Source organism: Acinetobacter sp. Marseille-Q1618 (genome assembly GCF_902809855.1).
Taxonomy (GTDB): domain Bacteria; phylum Pseudomonadota; class Gammaproteobacteria; order Pseudomonadales; family Moraxellaceae; genus Acinetobacter.
The window spans coordinates 598,679-617,198 of sequence record NZ_CADDWJ010000002.1; the positions used below are offsets into that span (position 1 = coordinate 598,679).

Genomic DNA, 18,520 nt, shown 5'->3' on the forward strand with positions numbered 1-18,520 from the left:
AATAACATTTTATACCTCTGCAACAAAATGCAGCTATTCCAACAATTTGTATATTCCTATACTGATAACCGAACAATATAAAAACATGGAGAAAATAATATGTTTCGTTGGGCTATCATCTTTGCAGTCATCGCACTTATCGCAAGTCTTTTAGGTTTCGGTGGTGTTGCAGGACTCTCAAAAGACTTCGCAGTGATCTTACTTGTTGTTGCTGTTATTTTGGCAATCGTGGGATTTATCTCACGTGGACGAGCCTAGATTATTCTATGTAATATTGTAGAAAAAGAAGGAATATTCCTTCTTTTTTTATTGCTAATTTGCAGGCTTTTTATAAAATTTTTTATTTACATTTTTTGCAACGCTGAAACTCTTTGATACGAATCACGATCATGTGATTATTCCAGCAATAAAATCTATCTATACTGCTGAGTATTAAGAATAATAATTTCTCACATTTCTATGCAAATTATTGTGGCTAAAGTCATTTTAAAATAAAAAAACTATGCTTTAATCAAAGCATTCTCATAATTATATAAGGATTTATGGCATGACAATGGCGATTACAACACGTGAAATTTCTTATCAAGCCAAAGACGGAACAACATTGATTGGTTATTTTGCAAGTCCTGTTTCTGATGCACCAGTCGCAGGTGTGATCGTTGCCCCTGAATGGTGGGGACGTAATGCATATACAGAGCAACGTGCACGTGAGCTTGCAGAACACGGTTATGCTGCATTTGCTATTGATATGTATGGTGATAAAAAAACCACCACGAACGTTCCTCAAGCAAATGAATGGATGACGCAAACATTTCAAAATGCTAATACTATCGTTGATCGTGCGCAAGCCGCTTTAGCAACATTAGCGACACAAGCTGAAGTGGATGAAAATCGTTTAGCAGCGATTGGCTTTTGTTATGGCGGCAAAGTCGTTTTAGACCTTGCGCGTACAGGTGCACCATTAAGAGCAGTTGCAACTTTTCATGCTGCCAACGTTTCTCCTCGTGTGGAAAATGATGCTGAAAATATTCAAGCAGAATTACTTATTTTGCATGGTGAAAAAGACAGCATGTTGTCTTTAGACGCAATTGAAAGTTTTAAACAAGAAATGACCGCTGCACAGATCAAACATGAAGTGATTGTTTTTAAAGATGCTAAACATGGTTTTAGTAATGTCTTGGCAGATCAAAGAGCTAAAGAATATGATGTTGATTTGGGATATAACCCCGAAGCAGAACAACAAAGCTTAGCTGCCATGTATGCATTATTAGAACGTCAACTCGGACATTAACTCTATAGAGATAAAGAGATCAGATGATTTTAAGAGGATACTCACATGACTGAACTTAACTGCCCATATTGTAATTTTGACGAATACGATATCATTGATAAAAATGATTTCGGTGTAATTTTACCTGAGCTTGATCCTCTGTCTAAAGGACATTCAGTTGTCATTCCTCTACGTCATGTCACTTCTTTTTTTGATGTTTCTAATAAAGAGCGCAAAAGCTTATCATCACTATTAGAACTGGCTCGAAATGAACTCAAAATTCGCCATCAACCTGAAGGTTTCCATATCGCATTTAATGATGGTGATGTCTTTGGTGATGAGCATACTGAACATTTTCATATTCACATTATTCCACGTTATAAAGATCAAGCGTTGATTTTAGATAAACGTTGGGGTGTGCTTTCTGAAAAATAATACTGTTCTTTACCATAAAGTATGAAAGACGCTACGGCGTCTTTTTTATTCTTACATTCCCTCACGTGAAAGTTGGCAAGATTGGGTATACTAATCCCCTCTTTTAAAATCGAAGCTAGTATGTCGCAATTTTCATTTTCAGATGCTCTCCTGACTTGGTTTGATCAACATGGTCGTCATGATTTACCTTGGCAAGTCGCAGATGATCCCTATAAGGTGTGGGTGTCTGAAATTATGTTGCAACAAACCCAAGTTAAGACGGTTTTACAATATTTTGATCGCTTTATTCAACGCTTTCCAACGGTAGATGATTTAGGCAAAGCCTCTTGGGATGAGGTTGCACCGTACTGGGCGGGTTTAGGTTATTATGCACGTGCCCGCAACCTGCACAAAGCAGCGGCTGTGGTCAGTCAGCAAGGACATTTTCCAGCAACTTTAGAAGAATGGATGCAGCTTTCAGGGATCGGACGTTCCACAGGTGGTGCGCTGATGTCTTTGGGCCTACGTCAATATGGCGTGATCATGGATGGGAATGTGAAGCGGGTTTTGGCACGTTTTTTTGCCATCGAAGATGATTTATCAAAACCTGTGCATGAACGAGCAATGTGGCAACTTGCAGAAAGTTTATGTCCAACTGAACGTAATCATGACTATACTCAAGCCATTATGGATTTGGGCGCAACCATTTGTACTCCTAAAAAACCACTGTGTTTATACTGTCCGATGCAGCAACATTGCCAAGCACATCAGCAAGGTTTAGAAACTGAATTACCTTATAAAAAACCCAAAAAGCCAGTTCCAATAAAAACAGGTACAGTGTTATTGCTTGAGAATGCTGGAGAATGGCTATGGCAGCAACGTCCCAATACAGGGTTGTGGGGAGGGTTGTGGAGCTTGCCTATTTTTGAAAATGACATGGTATTTAGACAAAAGTGCCAAGAATTCAAACTCAATCCAATCCCAAAAACTGCTCAAATCACGCACCATTTCACCCATTTTACATGGATTTTAACCGCCCATATTGTGCATGTAGATACTGATCAAAAAGAGCATCTTCTAGCTGAATTAGGCGGTGAATGGCTCACACCACAAAAAGCTACACAATTGGGTATTCCCACAGCCATGAAAAAATTGATCTCTGTGCTAGAGATATGACATAGTCAGACACGGGTATTCGCTTCAAATCTTCATTTTTAATCTATGCGTTTAAACTTGAAAAATTCATTGTAAGGATTTCTCGTGGCTATTTATTTTCGATATTGCTTGATTCTGTGTTTTGCACTGGTACTTAATGCTTGTACCACAGCGCCTAAAAAACCAACGCCATTGCCACAAAATATTATTTTAAAATTAAAATCTATGCCCATGCCAAACCGCCTACCTGTTCCTGTGGAAGGCGTTAGAGCCAAAAATCTTACAGATACTTGGGGTGCATCACGTAGCTCAGGACGTACCCATGAAGGTATCGATATTTTAGCTCCACGTGGAACAAAGGTATATAGTACGACTGAAGGTGTGATTGCCAGTTTAAAAAGTAACAACTTGGGGGGCACAGTGATTTGGCTAATTGGCCCAAGTGGTGCTTGGCATTATTATGCACACTTAAATGCACATAAACGTGGCTTAAAAGAAGGCGACTATATTCGCAAAGGTGCTTTAATCGGTTATGTTGGGAATACAGGAAATGCACGTCATACTGCACCACATTTGCACTATGGTTTGTACCTGAATGGAAAAGGTCGTGGTGCGGTAAATCCTTATCCATATTTACGTTAATTATTCAGAAAAAAGTTTAGGAAAATTTCATGTCAGAAGCGTTGATTGAGCGTTTAGTTGAGTTTGCAGAATCAGGCAATCAGCAAAAAATTGCTTTAAATGGGCAAGTCTATCAAGGCTGGATCATGGAAATTAGTGACGAAGCTTTACTGATCAGTACAGGCTTTGCCGACAAAACAGGCAAAGATATTTGGGTAAAATTCACTGATTTAACTCAAGCAGAGTTATGGTATTGGGACAATAAAAATGACCAATGGATCGAATTTAAACTTTAGAAAATAGCTTCAGGAGCATTTTAAAATGACAAATAAACGTTGTGGTTGGTGCTCCGATGACCCAATTTATATCGCCTACCATGACCATGAATGGGGGAAACCCAATCGAGATGAACAACATTTATTTGAAATGCTTTGTTTAGAAGGTCAACAAGCGGGTTTATCATGGATTACGGTCTTAAAAAAACGTGAATGTTATCGTGAACATTTTTTTAATCATTCCATTCAGGACATTGCTGAATTTACAGATAATGATTTGGCTGAAAAATGTAAAGATGCTGGACTGATTCGGCATATTGGTAAGCTGACTGCTATTCGAGACAATGCTATCGCATGGCAAAATATGCAATCGCAAGGTATCGACATGGTCAATTGGCTATGGGATTTTGTTGATCAAACCGTGCAAGTCAATGATGTACCTGACTATAAACTTGCACCTGCGCAGACAGAAGTGAGTTTAAAACTTTCAAAACTATTAAAGAAAAATGGTTTTAAATTTGTAGGGCCAACCACTATTTATGCCTTTATGCAAGCGGTGGGGATGATCAATGATCATGAAAATCACTGTACATTTCGCTAAATATTGATACTTAAAAATAAGGACGGATTCATGTCAGAAAATACTATTCATAGCTATGCTGCCCTAGAAGCAGGCGCAGCTCTTACTCCCTATGCATTTGATGCAGGCGAGTTACAGGCGCATCAGGTTGAAGTTAAAGTTGAGTATTGTGGACTGTGCCATTCTGATGTTTCAGTGATTAATAATGAATGGGGCAATGCAGTTTATCCTGTCGTAGGTGGTCATGAGATTATTGGAACAATCACGCAACTCGGCGCAGAAGCCAAAGGCTTAAAAGTTGGGCAACGTGTCGGTATCGGCTGGACGGCGGAAAGCTGTCAACACTGTGATCCTTGTGTCAGTGGACAACAAGTGCTTTGCACAGGTGGAAAAACAGCGACCATTGTAGGACATGCAGGTGGTTTCGCTGACAAAGTACGTGCAGGTTGGCAATGGATTATTCCTCTTCCTGAAGACTTAGATCCTGAAACTGCAGGCCCCTTACTCTGTGGCGGTATCACTGTTTTTGATCCCATTTTAAAACATCAAGTCCAAGCCATACACCATGTGGGTGTGATTGGAATCGGTGGTTTAGGTCATATGGCGATCAAATTACTCAAAGCATGGGGCTGTGAAATCACTGCATTTACCTCAAGTTTGGATAAGACTGAAGAACTAAAAGCGATGGGCGCAGACCATGTGGTGAATAGTCGTGATGCCAATACACTAAAATCACAACATGGTAAATTTGATTTATTGCTATGTACCGTAAATGTGAGTTTAGATTGGAAAGCCTATTTAAATACGCTTGCACCAAATGGCACGATTCACATGCTCGGTATGGTTCTTGAGCCGATGCCAATTCCTGCGGGAACACTGATCAGTGGGGCAAAATCTGTAACTGGTTCTCCAACAGGTTCACCATTTGCCTTGCGGCAGCTTTTACAGTTCGCTGCACGTAAGAATATTGCACCACAGATTGAGTTGTATCCGATGTCAAAAATTAATGATGCGATTGAGCGTTTACATTCAGGACAAGCGCGTTATCGGATTGTGTTGAAGGCGGATTTTTAATAGTCTCCCCTACCCCCTCTTTTCAAAGAGGGGGAATCTTGTGTATCTGATATATATGATTTGCAAGGCTCCTGCCTTTGAAAAAGGGTGGTTGAAAGGGATTAAAAAATGTATGAATCCTAAGCCACTTTATTTTCAGACAATTGCGCTCTCACCCAATCCGCCAACAGCATGATTGCATTCCGAATTTCTTGCGATAATTCATGCCCTGCATTTAAACGAATACAGTTGTTATAACGCCCTTCTTCACCAAATACCAAACCCGGCACAATATTGATACTGTGTTGCTGTGCAAAGTAATACATTGCCAAGCCATCAATCTGTTCAGGAAATTGTAACCATAACGCATAGCCCCCTTGCGGATGACTCAAGCGCATATCGACATCATAAAAAGCTTCAATCAAAAATTGACGATATTGTTCGACTTGTAACATCAATTTTGGACGTAATTCTGTTAAATGCTGCCGATATGCACGACTATAAATCAAATCAACCAAGCCCAATTGTAAAGGTGTATTCACTGCAACATTTTGAGTCATCAAAGCTGCATGCAAATGTTTTAAACTTTGTGGAATGCAAAACCACCCTACCCGATAAGATGCTGACAAGGATTTTGAAACTGAACCACAATAAATCACATAGCCAGCTTGATCCCAATATTTAATCGGCAAAGGTCGCTGCACATCAAAACTACATTCTGCATAAATATCATCTTCGATCACATAACACTGATATTTTGCTGCCAATTGTGCGATCTTTTCCTTGTCTGCATTATTCAAACAAAAACCCAAAGGATTTTGAAAATTTGCAGTCAGCAAACAAACTTTCGCACCTGAATTTTGCATGGCTTGTTCCAAACGCGCCAAATCAAAACCTTCAGTATTGGCTGGAATTTCAATAATTTTTCTTTTCAGTAAAGCCAACAATTGCAACTGACCATTAAAATTTGGTGTGGGTAAAATGATGCTATCTCCCACTTGACTAATATTTTGAATAATCACCGACAAAGCTGGCATACAACCATTGCTGATATAAATATCGTCCTTGGCAATATAAAAACCATCTTCTGCCCAATGTGCTGAAAACGCTTCTCGCAACTGCACATTGCCTTGCCGATCACTATATAAAAAGTCTTCAGGCTTGGTATGTTTTAACGCACGCTGAATAGAACGACGCAAAGCTTCAACAGGCACTAAATTGGGTGAAAGTTGTACTGAGCCTAAGTGGATCAAATCATTATTAATCGCAGCTTCATGAATCTGCATTTGCAGTTCCAAATTAGAGACTTTTCGTGGCTGTGACTGAAAATCTGGATGATTAGGTAAGGCAACTTTCTGTATTTTTTGTTGGATTTTTACAAAATATCCAGACTTTTCTTTGGCATAAATCAAACCCTGCGCTTCTAAAAGTTCATAGCAACTTTTGGCAGTATTCAAACTAATGTTTTGCTGTTTGGAAAATTGGCGGAGTGAGCTTAGTCGTTGTTCTGCAACCAATTCACCTTGATAAATTTTTTGAGCAATTTGCTGCGCCAAGCTTTGATATTGAAACGTCATATCTGTGCCTATTTTTTAATATTTCTTGTATCTGTACCTATTAAACTAACAGATTTATCTTTTCTTTGCAGCGAAATCATCAGAAAAGGAGAGAAAAAATGAGAATAACCGTGTTATTAGCAACTGTATTTTTACTGAGTGCTTGCCAACCACAAACAGTGAATCAAGCAGCGCAACAACAACATTTTATCTGTAAATCGCTGATCGAAGGTTTTTTAAAAACACAACATTTGGGTGAATATCAACTCGATCATTTGCAACCGACTTTACAACATACGGCTGCGAGCAGAGTCTATACTTATCGTGTTAGCAGTGATGTCAACATGCGCATTAACATACCGAAACAGCAAAACTTAAATTTTGAATGTCAGCAAAAATCAGCTCAACATTTTAATGTTCAACTGATCGATCAGAAACAAGGTACAGCACAAAACTTATTGAGTTTAAATTTACCCTCACAAAAAACTATCGATACTTTGACAGCTTTTGCGCTAAAAACTCAATAAATAAACGGACACGTTTCGGCAAATGTTCTTGCTGATAATACACGGCATGGATGCTCTGATTATAGATCTGGATTTGATCTTCAAATAAAGGAATTAAACGTTTTTGTTGAATATCTTGATGTATTAAAAAAGCAGATAAACAGGTAATCCCTAGACCTTGTAATGCCATTGAGCGTACTGTTTCTCCATTGGATGCTTTAATTTTAGGTTGAACAGTCAACTTTTCACCATCCACATAGATTGGCCATGTATTCAAATGGGCAACTTTGCTAAAACCAATTAAACAATGCTTTAAAATATCTTGTGGCTTTTCAGGATAACCATTTTTTTCTAAATATTCAGGGCTTGCCACGATATACAAACGGCTTTTACATAGCAAACGTGCATGCAAACTCGAATCACTAAGTTCCCCAAAGCGAATTGCAACATCGGTTTTGTGTTCCAATAAATCAATAATTTGATCATTACTGTTCAGTTCAATCTGAATATTTGGATATAGCGTGATAAATTCAGGAATTAGTGGCGCAATCACATGCAACACAAAAGGGGTTGCCGAATCCACTCGAATCAAACCCGATGTATCATTGTCAGACTTGAGCAAGGCTTCTTCTGCTTCATTCAAATCATGCACAATTTTTCGAGCTTTATCTAAAAATAACTGCCCTTCTTGCGTGAGTTTCAACTTACGTGTCGTACGCTCTAACAAGGTTACATTCAGTTTATTTTCAAGACGTTGTAAAGTACGACTCACACCCGAGGTCGTTTGCTGTAAATGCTCAGCCGCACCCACAATAGAACCACTATCGACGATATGAATAAATGCTTGTAACTCATCTAATGTTGATTTCATATCCACTCATCACAATTTATTATTGAATAAAAATCAATAATATTTTGCAGAATATTATATTTTTCCACAACAATAATTCTTGCACAATACAGCAAATTTAAATACAAAGTGAAATTCTTATGCGCAAAATCGTTCCCCAATTCGGTGTAGGCACATTCCGTTTAACAGGTCAAACTGTGATTGATTCTGTAAAAAATGCGTTGGATGTTGGCTATCGAGCTGTCGATACCGCACAAATCTACGGCAATGAAGCAGAAGTTGGACAAGCGATCGCTGAAAGTCAAGTCAACCGCAATGAGGTGTTCATCACCACCAAGATTTGGACAGATCATTATGCAGCAGATAAATTAATTCCCAGTCTAAAAGACAGTTTGCAAAAACTCAGAACTGATGCAGTTGATTTAACGCTCATCCATTGGCCTGCACCAAGTACAGGCATTTCTGTCAGTGAAATGCTGCACAATCTATTAGCGGCAAAACAGCAAGGTTTGACCAAACATATCGGTATTTCAAACTTTAATATTGAGCTTACTCAACAAGCGATTGCTGCGGTTGGAGTAGAAAATATTGCCACCAACCAAATTGAACTGAGTCCATATTTACAAAATCAGAAACTTGTTGAATTTTTACAAGCACAGCAGATTGATGCGACTTCTTATATGACTTTGGCATACGGCAAAGTCCTCAATGATCCTGTTTTGCTTGAAATAGCCAATCATCATCAAGCATCTACAGCACAAATCGCTTTGGCTTGGGCGATACAAAAAGGTTTCTCTGTGATTCCATCATCAACCAAACGTGAAAATTTAATTGCCAATCTTAAAGCGCAGGATATCCAATTGTCTGCGGAAGAAATGCAAATGATTGCACACTTAGAACGTAATGGTCGTGAAGTTGATCCTGAAGGTTTAGCACCACTTTGGGACTAATTTAAAATGAAAATTAACCTTCCTCTCCTCGCTTTAGCCATTGGTGCTTTTGCAATAGGAACCACTGAGTTTTCTCCAATGGGCTTTTTGCCCCAAATTGCAGAAAATTTGAATATTTCCATTCCTACTGCAGGAATGTTGATCACTGCATATGCGTTGGGTGTCATGATTGGTGCACCGATCATGACCTTATGGTTTGGGCACTTTTCACGACGAAAAGCCTTGATCCTTGCCATGAGTATTTTTACTGTTGGTAATATCTTGGCGGCAATCGCACCGAGTTATTGGGGCTTAATGGGTGCAAGAATACTCACCAGTTTAAATCATGGTGTTTTCTTTGGGATTGGTTCTATTGTTGCGACCAGTGTAGTCGCAAAAGATAAACAAGCCAGTGCTGTTGCCATGATGTTTATGGGCTTAACCATTGCCAATATCGGTGGTGTACCACTTGCAACATGGGTTGGACAAAATATTGGCTGGCGCATGGCATTTGCAGCCATTGCACTACTCGGTGTCATCACCATGTTGGCTCTCTGGAAAGCCTTACCTGAAGGCGCTGTTGGACAACGTCCAAATGTTAAAGCTGAACTAAAAATATTAACTCGTAAACCTGTGGTGCTCGCCTTGCTTACTACAGTGATGAGCGCAGGCGCAATGTTTACTTTATATACCTACATTGCCCCTACATTACAGAGCATCACCCATGCCAGCCCTAGCTTTATTACCTTGATGTTGGTACTGATTGGTATAGGTTTTTCTATCGGGAATCATTTAGGTGGTAAGTTTGCCGATCTATCACTGACCAAAACCCTGATAGGCTTTTTACTGTTGTTAATGGCATCCATGCTGTTATTTCCAATCCTTGCACAAACTAAAATTGGTGCAGCCTTGGCACTGATTGTCTGGGGTGCAGCAGCGTTTGCCGTTGTACCACCACTACAAATGCGAGTCATGTCCGTTGCACATGAAGCACCTGGGCTGGCGTCATCAGTCAATATTGGCGCATTTAATTTGGGCAATGCTGTTGGTGCAGCTGCAGGTGGTGCTGTCTTGAGTATGGGAATGAGCTATGCAGCCGTCTCGATTACAGGTGCAGTTTTAACTGCTTTGGCTTTACTTTTAGTCTTTGTGCAAATGAAAATGTCAAAGCAAACAGCAAATGAACAACTGTGCTAATTTGCATCAAAAATCCCATCATATTAAACATATTATGGGATTTTTTATCTATTTTGACTTAAAAATTATTTCAAAACTTCAGGTAAAGCAGGCAGTGATTTATTTTTTGCAAGCTCCGCTTTCATTTTTTGCAACATTTGATAAGGCTGTTGTTCAACCAACATATTGGTCACACTTTGCGGAATAGAACCTTCAGGGTCAGCAAATCCTGTGGTACTGACTTTGACTTTATTGGCTGAAATTTTTTGGAAAGTCCAATCACCCTCATAATTTTTTAAGCGCACAAAGTTAGCATCGACAGCTTTGCCTTGTGTAATTGCTTTATTTTTAATGCTAATAATGCCATTGCTGTCTTTAGATATTTTACCTTTGACCACCATATCTCGGTCTTTTAAAGGAAATGGAAAATCTAAAACCATATATAAAGTAAACTCTCCTTTCTGATCATCACGAGAGAGTACTTCAGCTTTGGCGACATTTGGTACCCATTTCGGGGCATTATTCACATCTAAGACCAATGCCACTGCTCGCTCAATCGGAACATCAAAAGTCGTTTCAGCTTTATAAGACATGACCGTATTTTTAGGGTCTTTAAATGTCCATACTCTGATATTGTTTTTGTCGAGCGTCAGTTTTGCATTATTTGGCAAAGCTGCTTGTGCAGTCAGGCTCATAGCACTGACTACACCTGCAAGAAACATCACTGTTTTTTTCATTTTTTTATTCAAATTAATTTGCTTGTTTTAGATCATAACGGATTGTGCATTAAGCTTGAAGATCATTTAAGCCCAAAACATCTTTCATATCGTATTTTTTTGCATCTTTACCCACAACCCAAGCAGCAGCACGAACCGCACCTGAAGCAAAGTTCATACGACTGGTTGCTTTGTGTGTTACTTCAACACGCTCACCTTCACCGATAAACATCACGGTATGCTCACCCACGATATCCCCCCCACGAATGGTTTCAAAACCAATGGTTTCACGATCACGTGGGCCTGTATGCCCTTCACGCCCATAGACTGCTACTTTTTTCAAGTCACGACCTAAAGTATCCGCAACTGCTTCACCCATCATCAAGGCTGTACCTGATGGTGCATCAACTTTATGACGGTGATGTGCTTCAATGATTTCAATATCAACCGTGTCACCAAATACTTTTGCAGCAAGCTCTAACAATTTAATCGAAACATTGACACCTACAGAATAGTTTGCCGCATAAACCACAGGTATTTTAGTCGCAGATTCATTTAAAATTTGTTTTTGCTCATCTGAAAAACCCGTAGTACCAATCACCATCGCGACGCCTGCTTCACGGCAGAGTTTTAAGTTATTTTCAGTTGCCCCAGGTGCAGTAAAATCAATGACTACATCCACGTCTTTAAGTACTTCTTCTAAGCTGCCAACCACCTTGACACCCACTGCTCCAATGCCAGCAAGCTCACCTGCATCTGCACCAATTAATGAACTTTCTGGGCGTTCAACCGCTGCTGCTAATTGATAACCTGCAAGTTGTACGGCTTGGATCAATGTACGACCCATACGACCGCCTGCACCCAAAATACCAATGCGTGGAGTAGCTGACATGTTGATCTTCCTAAATCGATGTTTAAAATTTTATCTACTATAACAAAACTCTGCGATTAGGCTAAGTCAGGTTATTCAAAATCCAGCAAAAATATTTGAATACTCCATAAAAATAAATAGCCTTCAAATATGTATGTTTTTAGCTCGAACCTGCTTGTAAATTTATATGGGTTCTTCTATATTTTTGTCGAAGTTTAAATTATAGACAAAATGAAAACTTCACAATCAAAATAAATATCTAGGAATTCTCCATGAATTTTAAAAAAATTGCATTCACACTTTTCCTTACCAGCATTATGTCAAGCGCTTGGGCAGATGACGCAGTTGATGCGGCTGTTGCTGCGGCAGACGAAGCGGTTGCAGCAGCAAATGATGCAACGAGTACAGAAGCACCTACAATAGAGGACACAACGGATACTACAGCGATTGATGCACCTGTTATTGACGATGCAGCTGAATAAGCATCTTTAAATCTTTTAAAAACTGCTATTCACTCCCTCATCTACGACAAAGAGCATTTCGATGTTCTTTGTTTAAATATCACAAGAATTCTTTTATTGCTGTTGAGTTGTAATCACGCTGCCCTATTTGGATAAGATTCAGTTTAATATATTCAAGGCTCAATTTTTTATCTTGCTTATGCGTCTCGACTTTTTTGACTTACATTTATTTTTGAATATTGTGGATACGGGCAGTCTGACCAAAGGCGCTGAACGTTCTGCGATTTCATTACAAGCCACCAGCGAACGTATTAAAAAACTCGAACAACAATTTAACACGCCACTTTTTACTCGTCATGCTATGGGTGTGAAATTAACTGTTGCAGGACAAGTGTTTACTGAACAGGCACAACAACTGATTCAACAAGAACAACAGCTTCAACAAGCGATGTCACCCTTTGCACAAGGCTTAGCCTCTCAGGTGACTTTATGGTGTAATTCTTCTGCACAAAGTGAATATTTACCGATACTTTTACCGCAATATTTGGTTGAAAACCCACATATTCAAATTGAACTCAAAGAAGCAGAAAGCCGTGATATTATTCAGGCAATTGAAAAAGGAACAGCGCAATTGGGGCTGATTTCGAGCTTTTTTGATTCGAACAGCTTAAATACGCTCGCTTTTTGCAATGACCCTTTGGTTTTAATTTGTCCTCAGCAACACATCCTCACTCAAGAAAAAACGTTAAATTTATCAGAGGTTTTAAACTATCCTTTTGTGGGTTTAATGCAACATCATTCATTACAACAATCCATTGAAACACAAGCCAAATTGCTGAATTGTGCCATGCAATACCGCTTACGCTTGCCTAATTTTGCTGCCATTGCCCAAGTGGTTGCCGATGGTGTCGGTATTGCGATCATGCCAAAACGTGCCGCGCAACATTTAAATAAATTATATAAATTTCACCAAATACAACTGACAGGTGCTTGGGCAAATCGTAAATTACTTTTGGCAGCGCAACAGTTTGATGCACTTCCAACTGCGTATCAGCACTTTGCCCAATTCCTGATCTCACAAAAAAATAAGTTTCTCATGGATTAGTCTGATCTTTTTAAATCACGCCCAACTGATGCAATACCGCATAGAGTCCAAAAACCACTAAACCACAAAAGAAAACCTTACGAAATTTTTGCTCAGGAATTCGGTAACGGATCTTTGTCCCAAACCACATACCAATTAAAGCTGGAATCAAAGCGATAAATGAAAGTTGATAATTGATCTGGGTATGATCATCAACTGGATTAAAATATAAAAATGCAGCCAAGCAAAATGTAGATACTGTAAAAGCGAGTCCTAAAGACTGCACCAAATCATCACGTTTCAATTGGAGTGATTGTAAATAAGGCACAACAGGAATCACCACCACGCCTGTTGCAACGGTTAAAGCTCCACCTAAATATCCAACCAGTGGAGATAACCATTTTTCATACGGTGCAAGATTGGGCATATTTTTGGAAAATAAACCATATATGCCATATAGTGCTAGCATTGCTCCCAATAAAGCTTCACTGTGAAAATGGCTATTACTGTGTCCTAAAGTTGGAAAAATACTCCAAATTGAACCTAAAATAATGCCCAAAAGTAAAGGATAAAAACGACAGATCAAACGCCATACATGACCTTCAGCAAAAAGCTGCCAAATATTGGTTACCAATGAAGGAATAATCAATAAAGTCGCTGCTTGAAATGGGCTAATCACTAAAGTCAACAGTCCCATAGAAACCGCAGGCAGTCCCAACCCAATAGTCCCTTTGATCATGCCTGCAATCGCAAATACAGCAATAACAAATCCAATCATTTGCATGTCTCTTTCAATATTTCAAGCCATGCTATAGAAAATTTATTTGATGAAAAATCACATTTTTTAGAAGTCAGCCTCAAGCAAAAGTTGAGGCAAGCAAAAGCTGCTATCTAATACCAATCAATAAAAGTTTTATAATATATCTTTAGAATGATTTTTTCTGCTTCCAATCATAAATTGAGACTCGAAAACGTCATTCGCAATTGTCTGAGGCAGGACTACCAATGATTGATCATGTTTTTGCAATACGTCAATCAATTTGCGGTATTTGTCGAGTTTTGCGGTGAGAAGCAAAGCTTCGCAAGATGGTTTCCTTGCGCAGTTTCACTGCTCATTTTGTCGAAACAAAAGTAGGTCGAGCCGAAGGCTAGTCCCTAAATACAAACTTTAGATGTAAGACTCCGTCAAAAAACCACTTATATTATGTTATTTTCAAAGAATGGTATAAATTTAGATCAATATATTGATAAACTTTTATAGAAGCTGCTATAAGGCATTGATTGAAAAACAATTACAACCGCAATGAAAACGAAAAATTTGAGCAGGTTGAACTTTTTCACCTGCTCTTTTTACGATTGAATTTTCAATTTCAATCGCTCGTTTAATTGCATTGATTTCTTGACGTGAAAGTCACTTATTGTTTCCTATTGTACTTCTTTCTCTTTTACCCTCGATTTTTCACACCTAACATCAGGTATTTTTCTGAGGCAAGCTTGTGTTTTAAGGTCGAATTTCTTTTAACTCACGTTGAATAAAATGCTGAATCATTTCACGATAAATTTTTTCAACTAAATCTGGATCGGTGTGTAGTTCACTGGCTTTTTCACGAACTTTATTAATCACCTGTTGCACACGTTCAGGGGATTGCACATCTTCGGCAGTACGTTTAAAGCGTGTGGCTTGATCAACATAGAACTGACGTACCGCTATCATTTCAATTAAAGCCTGATCAATTTCATCAATATGCACTCGGGCTTGTTCAAGTGATTCACATTTTTGTTTTTTCATCGCTGAGGTGTTCTGCATCTTTTAGCTCTGCATCATTATCACTTTTGTACTTCTGTTCTAACACATTACTGAAAATACTTTCAATCATCCAAACGCGATATAAACTATTAAATACGTAACGCTTCCCTTCAATTTCTAATTCTAATACAGGAAAATCGGGTTGATGCTTCTCTGCACAGCGTTGATCATTTTCTTGTAATAACGCCATCACGTCCAACTCCGCTAAGTCTTCAATGCCGAGCTCTTGCTGGATGTGTTGCAAATGCTCTTTAAAAGACAAGTCTTTGCCCTTCGTCCATACCGCTTCCAAAATCGTATACATCGCTTCAATACGGTGTTCTTCCACAACGCTATAAAAAAGCTGTGCCATTTTTAAAATACCATCTGCGGTTGGACGACAAAATGGTGTAAATTTAACCTCAGTCCGCTTGGACAAACGCGTTGCCAAACTCCAATCAAAAAAGTCACGCCCATGATAACTTAAGGGGAAAACATGCAACTGAATATTATAGTAATCTGCTAATTCTTCTTTGATATAAGCCAATAATAACCAACTGATGGGATCTTCGAGCGCAATATACAAATTTAGCTCAGGATGCATGGCTTGAATTTCTGTAAGTTCCTCTGCATCACTCATGAGGTGTTCACGCCATTCAATGTGATTAATCAGGAAAATAGGATTATCAATCAATAGCTTTTGTTGTTTTAAACGACGTGTTAAACGTAATAGATCATCTACCGCATGATATTTACGCCCACCAAATTCAAAATAACTTTCTAAAACAGGCGTGTGATCAAAAATTCTTTCTGGAAAATTTTGTGGTTTTTGCTGTTTACTTGCCATCACAAACAACATGCGTAATTTACCGTACTGTTGTTGCCATAGCATGTGAAACACGTCTTCAAGCAAATATAGAAAGTTTTGACCTGTTAAGGGTGTATTTCTAAGAATGGTTTCGGCTTGTTGTAAGGCTTCTTGTGTAGGTTGTTCTGGTTTTTCTTCATCATAACTAAAGCGGTGCTGATTGGCTAAAATCTTGGCATCATTTAAGCTGTAATTTCGCCATTCTTCGATGCTCATGCCATTCGGCGGTTCTGCTGTAGTATCTGAAATAATAATTTTCAGGGGTTTCAGTGCATCACTTAAAATATCATCCAATTGCGTTAACTGTTGCACAGCCAAATAGCTATATACATCATCTAAACGCAAATAAATGCGTAGCCCTTGTTCCGTAGGTAACACCTCTTGACGGGTCGGTTTTTCATAAAACCAACTCGATCGGATCGGATCAAACCAACGGCGTAACAGTGACATGAGAATAGCCTCAGAAAATAAAAACCATATGCGTTTCAATGTGTCTGCTTGAAACGCATACAAGAATAACACTCATTACAATGAGATGCTTTTTAAAATGAAATAAGCCTGCTGCGAAATTTATAACAATTCAAGCTCAAATGTTCAATGCCCGTTTGCTTAAAGCTCTAGGTTCAAATCGGTCACTGCACCTTTCTCTGCACCTGTGGTTAATTTAGCAAACTTCGCCAAAGCACCATATTGATAATTGGCTTTTGGCTTGACCCATGCCGCTTTGCGTGCTGTCAGTTCTTCATCCGAAATATGTAAAGTCATCTCACGTGTTTCAGCATTAATCGAGATTTTATCGCCATTTTTAACCAAACCAATCGGGCCACCTTCATAGGCTTCAGGCGTCACATGTCCAATCACAAAACCATGGCTACCCCCTGAAAAACGTCCATCGGTAATCAGCGCCACAGATTTTCCTAAACCTTTACCAATAATCGCAGAGGTTGGCTTTAACATTTCAGGCATACCCGGCCCACCTTTCGGACCTTCACCACGAATCACCACCACTTCGCCTTCTTGTACTTGCCCATCTAAAATGCCACGCATTGCGCCGATTTCACCTTCAAACACACGGGCAGCTCCTTCAAAATACAGCCCTTCTTTTCCTGTAATTTTTGCAACTGCACCTGTAGGTGACAAATTCCCTTTTAGCACAACCAGATGAGAGTCTTTTTTAATCGGTGCATCAAACGGTAAAATAATTTGCTGACCTTCAGGATAATCCTCAACATCTGCCAGATTTTCAGCCAAAGTTTTACCTGTCACGGTTAAACATGAACCATCTAACATACCTGCATTGAGCATGCGTTTCATCAAAGGTTGAATGCCACCAATCGCAATCAATTCAGACATTAAATATTTCCCAGATGGACGGACGTCTGCGACCACAGGAATGTCCTGACCAATTCGGGTAAAATCATCTAATGACAATTCAACACCTGCAGTATGCGCCATTGCCAATAAATGCAACACGCCATTGGTTGAACCGCCCAAAGCGATCAGAACTTTAATGGCATTTTCAAAGGCAGCTTTGGTCATAATGTCACGTGGTTTAATATCCAAACGCAACAAATTCATCACTGCTTCGCCTGCTCGTTGGCAGTCTATTTTTTTATCTTCGGATACAGCTTCTTGTGCTGAAGACCCCGGCAAACTCATGCCCAAAGCTTCAATTGCCGAAGCCATGGAGTTTGCAGTATACATTCCACCACATGAACCCGGACCTGGTAATGCAACTTCTTCAATTTGCTTGACCTGAATCGCATTGATTTCACCTTTGGCATGCTGTCCAACCGCTTCAAACACCGAAATCATATCAGTATGTCCTGCACCCGGTTTAATCGTTCCTCCATAGATAAACAATCCCGGACGATTTAAACGTGCCAAGCCCATAATACAACCTGGCATATTTTTATCGCAGCCCCCAATGGCAATCACACCATCATATGCCTGACAACCCACTACTGCCTCAATCGAATCGGCAATAATTTCACGGCTGAGCAATGAATATTTCATGCCTTCTGTACCATTGGAAATGCCATCAGAAATGGTAATGGTATTAAAAATAATGCCTTTGCCTTGAGCTGCATTGACACCTTTTTCAACTTCTCGTGCTAAGCCATCAATATGCATATTACAAGGTGTGACATTTGCCCAAGTTGAAGCAATTCCAATAAATGGTCGGGTAAAATCTTCATCTTTAAAGCCTGTAGCACGCATCATCGAACGTGCTGGTGCATTTTCAATCCCTTCATAAACAGCGGCTGAATGTTCTCGGAGGTTGTCTTTACTCATTGTTATTCCTTAGCGATGGCTGTCTTTAATTTTCGACATTTAATTTTCAACAAA

At 39.2% G+C, this 18,520-nt stretch carries 21 protein-coding genes; 13 read left to right on the top strand and 8 right to left on the bottom strand.

Going from position 1 to position 18,520, the window contains the following annotated elements; all coding sequences use genetic code 11:
- Window positions 1-99: 99 nt before the first annotated feature.
- The 8 genes from HUS24_RS10050 (at window position 100) to HUS24_RS10085 (ending at window position 5,389) form a co-directional block, all read left to right on the top strand.
- Window positions 100-258 (top strand): DUF1328 domain-containing protein, encoded by a 159-nt coding sequence (locus HUS24_RS10050; protein ID WP_121974221.1) that lies wholly within the window; start codon window positions 100-102, stop codon window positions 256-258.
- Window positions 259-547: 289 nt separating this feature from the next.
- Window positions 548-1,291 carry a dienelactone hydrolase family protein gene (locus tag HUS24_RS10055; protein WP_173911896.1) on the top strand — a complete coding sequence of 248 codons (744 nt, stop codon included), beginning with the start codon at window positions 548-550 and terminating at the stop codon, window positions 1,289-1,291.
- Between the two features lie 45 nt (window positions 1,292-1,336).
- A complete protein-coding gene (locus HUS24_RS10060; protein ID WP_173911897.1) occupies window positions 1,337-1,705 on the top strand; it encodes an HIT family protein in 369 nt (122 codons plus the stop codon).
- A gap of 120 nt (window positions 1,706-1,825) precedes the next feature.
- Complete coding sequence (gene mutY, locus HUS24_RS10065) at window positions 1,826-2,860, top strand: A/G-specific adenine glycosylase (RefSeq protein WP_173911898.1); 1,035 nt, start codon at window positions 1,826-1,828, stop codon at window positions 2,858-2,860.
- Window positions 2,861-2,944: 84 nt separating this feature from the next.
- Window positions 2,945-3,481, top strand: a complete 537-nt coding sequence (locus HUS24_RS10070) for a M23 family metallopeptidase (protein WP_173911899.1) — start codon at window positions 2,945-2,947, stop codon at window positions 3,479-3,481.
- Between the two features lie 29 nt (window positions 3,482-3,510).
- Window positions 3,511-3,756, top strand: coding sequence for a hypothetical protein (locus HUS24_RS10075; protein WP_173911900.1), 246 nt, complete (start codon window positions 3,511-3,513; stop codon window positions 3,754-3,756).
- A gap of 25 nt (window positions 3,757-3,781) precedes the next feature.
- Entirely contained in the window at window positions 3,782-4,336 is a 555-nt protein-coding gene (locus HUS24_RS10080) for a DNA-3-methyladenine glycosylase I (protein WP_173911901.1), read from the top strand.
- A gap of 30 nt (window positions 4,337-4,366) precedes the next feature.
- Window positions 4,367-5,389: an NAD(P)-dependent alcohol dehydrogenase gene (locus HUS24_RS10085; RefSeq protein WP_173911902.1), complete on the top strand. Its 1,023-nt coding sequence runs from the start codon at window positions 4,367-4,369 to the stop codon at window positions 5,387-5,389.
- A gap of 119 nt (window positions 5,390-5,508) precedes the next feature.
- Here the strand turns inward: HUS24_RS10085 and HUS24_RS10090 are convergent, their stop codons facing one another.
- Window positions 5,509-6,945 carry a PLP-dependent aminotransferase family protein gene (locus HUS24_RS10090; protein ID WP_173911903.1) on the bottom strand — a complete coding sequence of 479 codons (1,437 nt, stop codon included), beginning with the start codon at window positions 6,943-6,945 and terminating at the stop codon, window positions 5,509-5,511.
- A gap of 98 nt (window positions 6,946-7,043) precedes the next feature.
- On the opposite strand from HUS24_RS10090, the gene HUS24_RS10095 reads away from it, so the two are divergent.
- The gene (locus tag HUS24_RS10095) at window positions 7,044-7,451 is read left to right on the top strand and encodes a hypothetical protein (protein WP_173911904.1); all 408 of its coding nucleotides are present in this window, start codon (window positions 7,044-7,046) and stop codon (window positions 7,449-7,451) included.
- Here the strand turns inward: HUS24_RS10095 and HUS24_RS10100 are convergent.
- Complete coding sequence (locus HUS24_RS10100) at window positions 7,411-8,301, bottom strand: LysR family transcriptional regulator (RefSeq protein ID WP_173911905.1); 891 nt, start codon at window positions 8,299-8,301, stop codon at window positions 7,411-7,413. The two genes, HUS24_RS10095 and HUS24_RS10100, sit on opposite strands and share 41 nt — an antisense overlap.
- A gap of 119 nt (window positions 8,302-8,420) precedes the next feature.
- Here HUS24_RS10100 and dkgB point away from each other — a divergent pair, with 119 nt between their 5' ends.
- Together dkgB and HUS24_RS10110 are read left to right on the top strand one after the other, a co-directional pair.
- The gene (dkgB, locus tag HUS24_RS10105; RefSeq protein ID WP_173911906.1) at window positions 8,421-9,230 is read left to right on the top strand and encodes a 2,5-didehydrogluconate reductase DkgB; all 810 of its coding nucleotides are present in this window, start codon (window positions 8,421-8,423) and stop codon (window positions 9,228-9,230) included.
- Window positions 9,231-9,236: 6 nt separating this feature from the next.
- Window positions 9,237-10,406, top strand: a complete 1,170-nt coding sequence (locus HUS24_RS10110; RefSeq protein WP_173911907.1) for an MFS transporter — start codon at window positions 9,237-9,239, stop codon at window positions 10,404-10,406.
- 65 nt (window positions 10,407-10,471) lie between these two features.
- Here the strand turns inward: HUS24_RS10110 and HUS24_RS10115 are convergent, their stop codons facing one another.
- A complete protein-coding gene (locus HUS24_RS10115) occupies window positions 10,472-11,122 on the bottom strand; it encodes an START domain-containing protein (RefSeq protein ID WP_173911908.1) in 651 nt (216 codons plus the stop codon).
- Between the two features lie 49 nt (window positions 11,123-11,171).
- The gene (dapB, locus tag HUS24_RS10120) at window positions 11,172-11,993 is read right to left on the bottom strand and encodes a 4-hydroxy-tetrahydrodipicolinate reductase (protein WP_173911909.1); all 822 of its coding nucleotides are present in this window, start codon (window positions 11,991-11,993) and stop codon (window positions 11,172-11,174) included.
- A gap of 251 nt (window positions 11,994-12,244) precedes the next feature.
- Between dapB and HUS24_RS10125 the strand changes: the two genes are divergently transcribed.
- Together HUS24_RS10125 and HUS24_RS10130 are read left to right on the top strand one after the other, a co-directional pair.
- Window positions 12,245-12,454, top strand: coding sequence for a hypothetical protein (locus HUS24_RS10125; RefSeq protein ID WP_173911910.1), 210 nt, complete (start codon window positions 12,245-12,247; stop codon window positions 12,452-12,454).
- 178 nt (window positions 12,455-12,632) lie between these two features.
- Window positions 12,633-13,538, top strand: a complete 906-nt coding sequence (locus tag HUS24_RS10130) for a LysR family transcriptional regulator (protein WP_173911911.1) — start codon at window positions 12,633-12,635, stop codon at window positions 13,536-13,538.
- A 10-nt stretch (window positions 13,539-13,548) separates the two neighbouring features.
- Here the strand turns inward: HUS24_RS10130 and HUS24_RS10135 are convergent, their stop codons facing one another.
- The 4 genes from HUS24_RS10135 to ilvD form a co-directional block, all read right to left on the bottom strand.
- A complete protein-coding gene (locus HUS24_RS10135; RefSeq protein ID WP_173912540.1) occupies window positions 13,549-14,295 on the bottom strand; it encodes a sulfite exporter TauE/SafE family protein in 747 nt (248 codons plus the stop codon).
- A 723-nt stretch (window positions 14,296-15,018) separates the two neighbouring features.
- Entirely contained in the window at window positions 15,019-15,306 is a 288-nt protein-coding gene (locus HUS24_RS10140; RefSeq protein WP_173911912.1) for a chorismate mutase, read from the bottom strand.
- Complete coding sequence (locus tag HUS24_RS10145; RefSeq protein WP_173911913.1) at window positions 15,287-16,621, bottom strand: hypothetical protein; 1,335 nt, start codon at window positions 16,619-16,621, stop codon at window positions 15,287-15,289. Before HUS24_RS10145 ends, HUS24_RS10140 begins: the two co-directional genes overlap by 20 nt.
- 159 nt (window positions 16,622-16,780) lie before the next feature.
- Complete coding sequence (gene ilvD / locus HUS24_RS10150) at window positions 16,781-18,466, bottom strand: dihydroxy-acid dehydratase (protein ID WP_173911914.1); 1,686 nt, start codon at window positions 18,464-18,466, stop codon at window positions 16,781-16,783.
- Window positions 18,467-18,520 lie beyond the last annotated feature (54 nt).